The sequence below is a fragment of the Candidatus Kapaibacterium thiocyanatum genome (assembly GCA_001899175.1).
Classification (GTDB): domain Bacteria; phylum Bacteroidota; class Ignavibacteria; order Kapaibacteriales; family Kapaibacteriaceae; genus Kapaibacterium; species Kapaibacterium thiocyanatum.
This window is the reverse complement of record MKVH01000014.1, coordinates 63,000-74,861: the sequence shown is the minus strand read 5'-3', so window position 1 is coordinate 74,861 and position 11,862 is coordinate 63,000. Positions and strand designations below refer to the sequence as shown.

Sequence of the window (11,862 nt, the reverse complement as noted above, 5' to 3'; positions counted from 1 at the left end):
CCAATCGATACGCAGAAGCATCGCCCGTTCGCTCGACGTGTTCTCGATCACGAGCGTATCGAGCTCGCAGTCCAGGTTCATGTCGACCAGGATCTTCGACGTCCATGGATCACCGGCCGTCGCCATCTCAGGGACGAGACAGAACAGTGCGGCCGCGAGACAGCCGCAGAACAGACTTCTTGCCATAACGATTGATTGCCCATTGATCCGAAAACGAACGCTGCGGTATGAAAGTCCGCAATGCGCTCATGCACCATGTCGATGCGAAACTACTGGCATCGCCTCAACGATTCCAAACTACCTTCCCGAAATACACGCTTTCACGTACGCATGCATCGCGTACGCTGCTTGATCGAACGACAACCATCGTTAGTATATGGTCATGACTTCATATGTCAATACACTGTGTTCATCAAGTCAAATGACTTCTTCATCAACATGTGTTTGACAGTGTTTCCGTAGTTCGGTCCATCGCGAATTACTTATCCACATCGTCGTATCGGTACGACGTTTCGATGCCCGTTCGATGGAAACGATCGGCATCATTCATCGAATTACCGGTCGATATGTCGTCGTGCGGGAAGAATCGACAGAGGAGTGCACGACTACGATGAAAGCCCTCTCTCCCACTCCACCGTCGTACGAATGGCTTCGTCGGCACGCGCGACTTCGTGGAAGCCTGTCACGATGCGTACGGCCGTGCTGTCGATGTCGAGATGCTGTTCGGGAACGAAGCCTTGGTCGACATCCATATGTTCATCGACGACGATCTCTCCATCCCAGCCGATAGCCGCAGCGACACGTCGTACGAACGTCAGCTCGTCGGGCACGGGTTGTTCCGCATAGTGATAGATACCCGACGTACGCTGTTCGAGCATCATGACCATGAGGTGGGCGATGTCGTGGACATAGCCACGTGCGGCACGCCATCGGGCAAGACGTCCGGACATATGCAGGATATCGCTCTCCATCTGTTTCAGCAACGGTGCAAGACGATGCTGACTATCCCACGGACCGTAGACCATCGGAAGCCGTAATGCACTGCATGCTTCCCCGCATTCCTCCTGCAACGCACGCTCGGCAAGTATCTTGTCGTACGTACGCATGACGTCGGGCATACCTTCGGCATCGCGGTAGGGATACATCCTGCTTCGTAAAGGGGCCTGTTCGGTCATAGGACCAACGAGCGGAGGTGCTGGCGCACGACCATTGAGGATGTCGAATACCTGATAGACGTCGATGCTGCTGACGAGAAGTACGTAGGCTCCGATCCGTGCAGCCGATCGCGCCACGATGCGCGCATCGTTCTCGCCAAGGGCGACCATGTCCAGCACGACATCCGGGCGGACGTCCTCCATCGTTCGCCGTACAAGAGCCTCGTCGTTCCTGTCGCCGAACGTTTCCCGTACCTCCGTTCCGAACGGAGACGGTGCATGACCGCGATGGAGGAGTGCGACGTCATGACCACGCCGCAGCAGTGCCCCGACGGCAGCCCGGCCGATGAATCGCGTACCACCGATGACGAGGATTCTCACTGCGGCATCTTCGAGGGGTCGAACCAGACGTACTTGTACGGACGCTTGTCCATGGCGTTATTACGATAGTCCATGACGTACGGCTGTATGAAGCGATAGTCCTCGTCATGGAAGATCAGCAGCATGGGTGCATCGTCGATCGCGATCTGTTCGGCCTGGCGGTACAGCTCCATACGCTTCGCCTCGTCCGTCGTCGCAAGGGCCTGCTCGAAGAGCGCATCGAACTTCGGGTTCTGGTATCGTACCGAATTGATGGGACTGATACCACCATCCTTCGGGACGAGCTTGCCATAGTAGAGATTGAGGAAGGTCTCGGGATCGGGATAGTCGGCCACCCATCCGAGACGGAAGAACGGCGCCTTGCCTTCGTCGATGGACTGAAGGTGCTGTGCGAACTCGATCTGGCGAAGGCCGATGCTGACGTTCAGGTTTTCCTTGAGCATGCCCTGGATGGCTTCGGCGATGGAAATGTTTCGCCCGCCTCCCGCATTGAGTTGCAACGTGATTTCGGGCAAGCCCTTTCCATCGGGATAACCCGCCTCGGCGAGAAGCTGTTTGGCACGGACGGGATCGAAGGAATAGCCTCTCACGCTGTCCGTACTATAACCAGGCATCGTCGGTGGTACGAAGCCATGCTCGGCTGGGCCTGCGGCCTGACCTCGCAGCACGTAACGAATGATACGACGACGGTCGATGGCGAGATTGAAGGCCTGGCGTATACGCTTGTCCTTGAGAACCGGATCCGTCGTGAGGAAGCCGTAGAACTGTGTCGATGCAGCAGTGGCATGCAGAAGATTGTACTTCGCATACTTGCCCTTCGGCTTCTTGTTCTCGTCCACGATGTCACCGAAGAATTCATTGGCGATGCGATACGACTCTTCGAGGTTGCCTGCCTGGAATTCGAGGAGTTGCATCTTGTCATCCTTCATGAACGTGAAGCGCACCGCTTCCAGCAGCGGAAGCCTGTTGCCCGCTTCATCGTACTTCCAGTACTTCCTGTTTGCCACGAGGCTCAGGTCACGTCCATCCGACCACGATACGAACTCGAAGGGCCCGGTACCGACAGGGTTCTTGAAGAAGTTCCGGCCGTAGTGTTCGACGGCTTCGCGTGCATGGATACCCATCGACGTCAGTGCCACGTAATGCCTGAACGGCGCGAACGGCTTCACGAGATGGATGCTGAACGTCGTATCGTCCACGACGACGAAGCCCCTGACCCCTCGCACGCCTGGTTCACCACCCTGTTCGAACGCCTTGTGCGTGGACTCGTAGTATTCGTCGGCGCCATCGACCTTGCCACGGAAGTAGTCGTAGCTCTTCGTCTTCGCACGGAAATCGCAGGCACGCGACAGCGAATACTTCACGTCATGTGCCGTCATCTTTCTCCCCTTTCCGCCAGGAAAGCACGGATCGTCATGGAAGTAGACGTCGTCGTGAAGATGGTAGGTATAGGTACGTCCGTCTTCCGACACCGTCCACGACTTCGCGAGTTCGGGTACGAGCTCGAGATGTTCGTCGAAGGACAGCAGATTGTCGTAGATGTTCTCTGCGATGTGGGCCGACGTCACGTCATTGATGGCCACGGGATCGAGCGAGCTGAGGTCGCCGTTCTCGTTCACGCGGAATACACCACCGTGATACTTTCCACCCTTGGCTGGATGCAGTGTTCCTTCAGGTCTTCCCTGCTGTTTGCATGAGGTGACGAGGGCGACGGCGGCGAGGAGAAGAGCGATTCGTTGCATGGGCCAAAGATACCATTACGGAATCAGTCGGTAACCAAATCGACAACTCCTTGTTCTTAGTTGTGGGGCACACACACCTGGTGCGGTATCGGAGGAGATCGCATCGAAAGGAGAGGGCACATGGGCAGGACTGACGATCTGTACATGCTCATTCGCTCATTGACGCCGGCTGAGAAACGGGCATTCGCCCTTCACGCACGACGTCATCTGAAGGAGCCGCACTACCTGACGCTCTTCGAGACGCTGGGTCGGCAGAAGCAGTACGACGAAGACGCGGTTCGCCGCGTCTTCAAGGAAACGGTCAGTGCCAGGCATCTGGCAGTGATCAGACATACCCTTATCAACGAAGTCATCGGATGCCTTCAACGGTTTCCGTCCTCGGCTTCGCCCGAAGCCACCATGAGAAGCGATATCGATGCCATAGCCTTCCTGCTCGGCCGCGGCTGTACGGGCGTTGCCGAACGACGACTGCGTAAGGCATTGCAACAGGCGCAACGACTGGAACTTCCGGGCATCGTCCTGGAATTGTGCGGTCTGCAACGACGGTTGCCCGACGTTCCATCGCGGACGCTCGAACGGACACTGACGGAAGAACGTCGGGCGATCCATATGCTGCGGGATACCTACGATGCACTGTCTGTACTGGCCCGCTCGGCCACCTGGGTTGCCGAATGGTATGCCCGCAGGACGATTCCTTCCGAGGACTGTGCATGGATCGAACTGGAGACACGTACCGACGACGATACGGTCCGTTCGTCTGTCCGTACACGTATATGCCGGCTGCGTATCGGGCTGCGGCATGCGATCATCCGAAACGATACGGAACGGCAGCGTCATGCCATCCGCGACGTCGCCGGTTCCCTACAACATGCGCCCCATCTCCACGGCACGGCCGTGCTGGACTGGACGGACGCCATCGTGGAATGCAACGACACGGCATTCCGTCTCGGCGATGGAGAAGCGCTCCGCATGCTGGCGGCACTGGCCAGGACCATCGAAGCCGCAGCCATGTCGGTCGACATGAAGCAGCGTGCGCGCGTCGCGGCCATCGATGCCGAATGCGCCCTGGCCATTCTGGCGGGGATCAATGCACATGCAGTGGTGGATACGGCACTACGCGAACATTCCGATGCGCGGCGCGCTCTACCGACGGCAGCACGTGCCGCATGGAACGTACGGCTGGCGACGGCATGTCTCATGACATTGCGCTACAAGGATGCGCTCGATCTGGTGAACGATGTCCTGAGCGATCAGGCAGGTCGAACGGCGCATCCGTACTGGCATGGTCAGACGCTCATGGTGAATACGATCACTCACCTTGCGCTCGACAACAGGGATTACGTACCGTACTGCATCCGTTCGGCCGTACGCAGGACGGAACGCGGTGCGGCACTATCCGGTGCCGACGTTTCGTTGCTGCGCACGATGGGACGTCTCGTGCGGGGAACGGGGCGTTCCCTGCCTTCCATCATCGACGACATATGTCGGCAATGGCTCGAATCGTCGACCGACGGCATGCACGTAGTTATCCGTCGGTTGCTGAAAGAATGGTCGACGACGAACATGATCCCCAACGGTTCGTCTTCCACGCATTCACATCAGGCCGTCGCATAGCGGCGGCCACGGGATATGGGATGCCGACGGGCTCTGTTCCTCCGCTCAGCGCGTCGGCGTCTCGATCTCGATCTGTACGGTACGCGAATAGGATCGTCCCTCCGGGCGGTCGTTATCGTACAGCAGACGATCGCTGCCCTGCGGGTCGATGGTGACCTGCGAATCCGGAATACCGAGGACACGCTGTGCCTCGACACACCGGCGACGTGCGAGCTCACGGTTATAGGTAGCCTCGCCCTGACGGTCGGCGAAGCCCGTGATCCGGACCTTCGAATCCAGCTGGATCCGTTCCTTCACGCGTTGCATGAGGCGCTGGTTACTCGGGTTGAGCTGGGCGCTGTTGTAGTCGAACACGATGAGCGAATACCGCTCGATACGCTTTCCTTCCACCGAGCTGGATTTGATCGTCTGCAGGGAGACGTAGTCTACCGGCAGTTCCGTCGACGCCGTCTTCGACTGTCCGAGACCGTTATTCACGGACAGCGAAGCCTTGACAGGACCGTCGTCCTTGAGATTGCGATCCGTCGCGGACGGAGTCCACGTCACTTCGCGCGGTTGCCCCTTGTCTTCCGACGCCAGAAGCGAACGGTCCTTCTGCTTGAGATCGAAGTTCCATGATGCGATGTCCTCGCCGTTGCTCACGGTAGGACGCAGTCTGACTTCCTTCGGCGTGATCGTCAGATCACGGTCGCGGAATTCGACGGGCTCGAGCGCCGACAGGTCGTTCGCCGCGATCTCGACACGCTGATTCTCCTGCCGTCCGTCCGCACTCTGCGGATTCGCGGGATTGGCGGGAAGCAGACGCGACGCCGTACCGATGCGTCCCTGATCGACACCCCACACATCAACGAGATACTGCTTGACGGCGTCGGCACGTTCCTTCGCGAGCTGACGGTTGTTCTGCTCCACGCCCTGATTGCTGGTACATCCGGTAACGGTGATGTTCAGCTTCGGATTCGAGCGCATACGAGAACCGACGACGTTGAGCAGGTTCCGATAGACGTCGAGCTGGTCCCGCGATAGTTCGTTCGGACGGAAATCTCGCGTCTCGTCGGCTGTCAGTCTCGATGCCGAAGCCTGGGACAGATCGGCACTGCCTTCGGGGAAGAAGACCTGCGGGAGCAGCGGATAGCTTTCGATGACGTCGAGCTCCTGGACCCGGATCGATCGTACGGGAACGGCCACCCCATCCTTGTCCGTCGTGAATGCCGACAACTGGATATCGGGCGAGTAAGCCTTGGGCACTTCGCGCGTATACGTTTCCTTGACCGTCGCGACGCGGTACTCCACATCACCCTGGCGATTGCGTTCCTCCGACGACGTACGGTCGGTGAGTACGACGCGGTCCTCACGGATGCCGGGGCGTTCCACGACGACGGTATCGCGGCGGTAGATAGTATCGTTCTTTATCGTCGGATCCACCGGGGCGTAGATGCCGTACTTGAGAGCGACACCGATCTGGAACGACTGCACGGCCCAGTCGACACTGGCCACCTTGTGGAGCGGCAGGTAGTAGCGCACTTCGGGAACGATACGAAGATTCGTCTTCGTCGCGATCTCGTAGCCGAGACCGAACATTCCATGGACATGGAAGGTCTTGGCGTCGGGGATGTCTCCCGCATACTGATTGCGCACGGCCGTACCGTTGAGGAAGACATAGCCGTCGGGCGACACCAGCGTCTCCTTCTGCTCGAAGGTCTTCTTCATCGCGAAGGCGCCACGCATACCGGCGGTGAACCAGAGGAGGTCAAAGACCTGGAAGGACAATGCCGGTTCGGCGACGATCAACGGAATGGATGCGTCGAGCGAATGCTCGACACGGATGTCGCGACGACGTTCCGTAGGTACCGGGCCATCGTCGAGTACCGGTTCGTTGCCGATCGTCTCGTTCGCGAGCAGCGTACCGCTCAACGTCGAATATCCCGCACGGAACTGTAGACGCAGCAGACGCGTGAGAGGGATCTCCACAAGTGCGCCGAAGGCCGGGCCCAGTTTGGAGTTGTTGTTGTATTCGTTGCAGCAGGACGGAATACCGGGTAACGTCCCGAAGTCGGTCGTATGGAAGTTGATGTTCAACGCACCATAACCACCGATATAATACTGAAGCTCTTCCTTCTGTCCAGTTTCAGCATTCAATCTCGTCAATTGTGCGGGCGCGTTGCCGGCAACCATGACGAGTCCTATAAGAAGAAGACAAAGCCGAAGGCGCATGAGGTGCGATGCTGGATTAGTGGACGATGAGAAGGGACTTCACCCGACGCCTCGTGGGTGTCTGGAGAACGATCTGATACATGCCCGAGCCGAACGTCTGGGCATTCATGCGTATCGACCGCGGCTGAGCTCCGGCGACGTGTTGCCATGTTTCGGACCACAGCACTTCACCCGTCGACGATACGAGCATGATATGATGGTCCCCGGGCTCGAAGACTTCGACGTCGAGATTGACGACGTCGCGGACGGGATTCGGATTCGTACCGATGAACAGTGCGCCGCGGCGTTGTACGAGACGATCGTCACCTTCACGACAGATGTCGAGCTTCAGCCAGCCGTTCACAGGCCGGACGGTGGGAGCGGCAGGCGGTGCAACGATCGTGGCCGCCACGATTTCGAGATCCGTGGAATCGATCGGCCCGAGCGTGACGTCGCCGATGATGTTCGTGATCACCGCTTCCGTCGTATTGATCGAAACGCCGGGGATGTCGAGATCGAGATACGTGAATCCACCGATCACTTCGTTGCGTGTGATCGTACCGGTCGAGAGACGTCGGGCGACGAAGAACGATGAACCGTAGCGTATCGTCAGCTTGAGATTCGCATTCTCCAGCATCGTCGTGCCGATCGCCACGCGGCCGCTCACCGGCAACGAATAGTCGTCGGCAGCAGGATCGGCCAGAACCTTCGGCATGATGATGGCGGCTTCGACATTGAGACGGCCCGTACCGGTCACGGGAACGATGCGATCGTCCGGGCACGGAAGATCGAAGGACAACACGATGGAGTCGGCATAGGAACGTTGCTCGGTCGGTGCGAAGCGGACGATGACGTCCATGCGGTCGCCTGGTGCGAGTGTTGCGGGAACACCCGGAGTAGTGGTCACGGTGAAGACACCACCGGCAGCGCCTCGCAATGTGACGGCCGTGATGTGCATCGGTACCGTCGTGTTGTTCAGCACGGTGAACGTCTGTGTGCTTGCCGAACCAAGGTCTATGGAACCGAAGGCGACCGACGGCGACGTTCCGGGCAGCGACGTCTGACGCGTGCCGCTGAGGTTCGTCACGAAGCGCGTGGGCTGGTTGTTGATGCGCGCACGCAGCGTCAGCTGCGCCGTCTTGTATCCATCGGCCACGGCACGCGGATCGAATCGCACGTAGAGTATGGCGCGCTCGCCTGCAGGCAAGGTCGTTGCCGTGGCGACGGCCGGATTCTCGATCGTGAACAACGTCGCATCCGGTCCGGTGATGCCGACGTCGATGAGATCCACGGCGACGGCACTGGTATTGAGATAGACCACACTGTCACGTTTGAACTGACAATTGAAGAGCGTGCCGAAGTTGAGAGCATTGGGTACCGACAGCATGCCGACCGCTCCCTGGCCGCGCGCCGTGAGATGGATCGAATCGGCACACGGGGCATCGAAGACGAACCAGATATCGGCCGACTGCGATCCTTCCCCGTTCGGTGTGAAGGTCACGTCGAACTGCTGGACTGCGCCCGGTGCGATAACGACGGACTGTGGTACGACGGTGAACTGCGGATCGGACGTCCGCACGGCTGCGACGCTGATCGGAGCGGCCGTGTTGTTCGTATAGACGACAGGCTTCGTGACCGGCACCTGGAGTTGCGAGGTGCCGAGGTCTATCGACGCCGGGCCGTTCAGTGCGATGGGGATCTGCCTGCCGCTCAGGGGAACGTCGATCTGGGCCTGCGTTGGATCGTCCGTACGTACGCTGAGGATAGCCGTCCGCACCTGGTCCTGTGCACCGGATGGAATGAAGTCCACGGCGTAGACCGCGGATTCGCCCGGTTGCAGATCGATGTCCACCGTCGGCTGTGTCCGCACGATGAACGATGCCGCGTCGGGACCGTTGACAAATGCAGGATAGAGCAACCGGATACTGGCCGTACCACGATTGGTGATCGTCACGCTGTCGCTTCCACGCGAGCAGAGCGGTACGGGGTCCATGATCAGCGCTTCCTTCGACAGTTCGAGGCTCGCCTGCACGGCCGTGCCGGCAAGGACGACGATGGCGGTGTCGCTGCACTGGCGGCCACCGGCCGACGTGACGAAACGTACTTCCGTCGTATGCGATCCGACCGCCAGCGGCGCATACTCGAACGTGATGATGACCGACGTACCAGGCTTCAGCAGTGCTGGAAGCATGGGCTGCATGCCCACGATGCGGAATGGCGATGGAACGGCGGGCGGAGGCACGACCATCTGATCGCTCGCACCGTCGTTACGGAGTTCGATGAGGATCTGACGCGATGCACCGACGCGAATGGTACCGAACTGACCGGTCCCCACGACGGTGAGGTTGGCATCGACACCTTCGAACCGGACCCAGAGCGTATCCGGATTCGGACATTCGGCCACGCGCACGAGAACGGGAATGAGAGCACTGCCCGTCTGCCGCACGACACCCGTGAGGAAGATCGTACCGGTACTGCCTACCGTCAGTGCGAGCGGTCCGTTCGTCGATGCATTGACGACGTTCGGATTGGACGATGAGACCTGAAGGATGGTCGTGGTGAGCGTACCGCTGTTGGTGACGTCGACGTTCTCGCTGATTCCCGCCCCCAGGCAGCGCACGCCGAGATCGAGGGTATCGATGATGCTACCGCTCCAGCGATAGGTGAGATCGACCTTCTGGACGTCGGCCGTATAGGTCACACGATACGTCGAGCGCGTCGCATTCGTATCGTTGCTTACGATGCTGAGTATGTCGCTGATGGCGCCATTCTGTCCGGCCAGCGGCGAGAACTCGACGATGACGTCCATCGAATCGAAGGGCTGGATCGTCTGCGAAAGTGACGAAGGACTGATGACGCGGAATCCGTTGTTGTTCTGCCAGGTCAGACCGGAAATGTCGAGCGGAGATTCGCCCCTGTTGTGTACGACGAGCGTATCGAGCAGCACGTCACCCGAACATTGATGGCGACCCATGTTCACGGATGTCGCAGCGTCGATGACGGGCGGGCCGTAGATACGGACGATGTTCCATGACGACTGGGACAATACCCAGTCGGGATCGTGTTCGTAGGTGCTGCGCTTCGGCAGCGGAACGTTCTGGGCGACGCTGATGAAGTAGAGCGTATCCGTACCGGGCAACGTGAAGGAAGCATTCCACGTGCCGCTGTATCCGCTTACGCGGGGACCGGCGATCCACGGACCATGCTCGCCCTTCGTATAGATCTGGAGATCGCTGCCGTTCCCCCATCCCGTAAGACGGATCACGCGCAGCGAATTCATCATCGTATCGGTCAGAGGCCCTACATAGTAGGTATTGGACACCGATACACGTGCGTCGTAACGGGTACGGCCACGGCCACCGGTCAGGAAGCCGGTGACGTCGGGTGCATAGGCCTGGCCGCTCGTGAATCCGATACCGGCGTTGTCGAGACGCGTACCGAGGATGATTCCACCGCCGGATCCCGATCCTGCGAGTACGTCCTGGCGCGATGTTGCCGCACCGAGCGAATAGACATCGAACAGGGCCAGACGCTGTGCGTGGATCGATACGCCACCACCACCACCGCCGCCGGGACTCGAGACGTCTCCGAGCGTCGCAGGATTTCCGCTGGCGCCACCGCTTCCACCTGCGAGAGGGATAAGGCTGACGTTACCGTGCGTCTTGCCGCCGTTGTTCGCACCGTTGTCGCTACCGCCGTCGGTACCGAAACCACCGGCACCACCACGCCGACCATCGCGATGTCCGCTACCGCCGCCCGCCTGTCCCGCAGGATCGCAGCTCGTACGGGCATCGCAGGCGAGGCCGCTCTGTCCGAACGGATGCCCCGTGCCGCCACCCGCATTCTCGTAGGCGGGACCGGAATCGCCGCCACTCGTGCCGTTCAATGATTTGCTGCCGACCGTGTTGGGACCGGCTTCCGGAAGGTCCTCACCGGAACCGATACCGGGTTTACGCTTGCTGTTGCTGCCGTTGACGCCGCTGTTATTGCGTCCGCCAGGACCACCACCCGTATATCCGTTTCCACCGGCGGTACCTTGCTGGCCAGGACCCAACAACGGTGCGTTACCGTACCCCCCGCCGCCGCCGCCGCCGCCCGGACCGCCATTGGGCCCGCTGGCATCGGCACGTATTTCCGTACCCGTCGGGGCACCCGTGATGTTGCCCACGGCGAGCAGGACGAAGGGCAGGAAGGCCTGATTACCCGGCGTCTGCGTATCGGGGTCGAGCATCGAAATCGTATAGGGCGCGCCGGAAGCCAGCAGCGCACTGTCGATGAGCATGGCTCCACGACGCGAACGCTGTCCGAGAGCCCCCTCGCCGATGATGCGATCGGCGGATGCGCGCTTGTCACCGAACGAGAACGGACGTACGATGTAGAAGGTATCGGGATTGGAACGCTGACCGTTGACTTCCACGACGATCGGAATGCGATAGGCAGCATCGAGCTGACGCCAGTCCGATGAATTCGGTACGATCGTCGGCAGCACGTAGATGTGGGACGATACCATACGGCCGCTCCAGCTCACGACGGCCGGTCCGAACTTGACCTTCAGCGTATCTCCATCGTTCACGCACCGGATGCGGACCGCATCTCCCGGATTGTTGAGATAGATACCGTCGGTACCGAAGTTACCGTTACGATTGGCCGGGCCGATGAATTCGACATAGGTACCGAATCTCGTCGTTCCTATATCTGGAATGATGTAGGACAACTGTGGCTGCGCGAGTGCACCGACGGCAGAGAGGGTCAGTACAAGGGCACAAAGGAAGTTGGTCATG

5 protein-coding genes and 1 pseudogene are annotated in these 11,862 nt (G+C 59.6%); 1 reads left to right on the top strand and 5 read right to left on the bottom strand.

What is annotated here, in order from left to right:
* The 3 genes and pseudogenes from BGO89_03625 to BGO89_03615 form a co-directional block, all read right to left on the bottom strand.
* Positions 1-186, bottom strand: a pseudogene (locus BGO89_03625) (hypothetical protein).
* A 419-nt stretch (positions 187-605) separates the two neighbouring features.
* Positions 606-1,535 carry a hypothetical protein gene (locus tag BGO89_03620; GenBank protein OJX58862.1) on the bottom strand — a complete coding sequence of 310 codons (930 nt, stop codon included), beginning with the start codon at positions 1,533-1,535 and terminating at the stop codon, positions 606-608.
* Complete coding sequence (locus BGO89_03615; protein ID OJX58861.1) at positions 1,532-3,277, bottom strand: hypothetical protein; 1,746 nt, start codon at positions 3,275-3,277, stop codon at positions 1,532-1,534. Before BGO89_03615 ends, BGO89_03620 begins: the two co-directional genes overlap by 4 nt.
* 120 nt (positions 3,278-3,397) lie before the next feature.
* On the opposite strand from BGO89_03615, the gene BGO89_03610 reads away from it, so the two are divergent.
* The gene (locus BGO89_03610) at positions 3,398-4,891 is read left to right on the top strand and encodes a hypothetical protein (GenBank protein OJX58860.1); all 1,494 of its coding nucleotides are present in this window, start codon (positions 3,398-3,400) and stop codon (positions 4,889-4,891) included.
* Positions 4,892-4,936: 45 nt separating this feature from the next.
* On the opposite strand, the gene BGO89_03605 is transcribed toward BGO89_03610, so the two are convergent.
* Entirely contained in the window at positions 4,937-7,063 is a 2,127-nt protein-coding gene (locus tag BGO89_03605) for a hypothetical protein (GenBank protein OJX58859.1), read from the bottom strand.
* Positions 7,064-7,118: 55 nt separating this feature from the next.
* Positions 7,119-11,861, bottom strand: a complete 4,743-nt coding sequence (locus tag BGO89_03600) for a hypothetical protein (GenBank protein OJX58858.1) — start codon at positions 11,859-11,861, stop codon at positions 7,119-7,121.
* Position 11,862 lies beyond the last annotated feature (1 nt).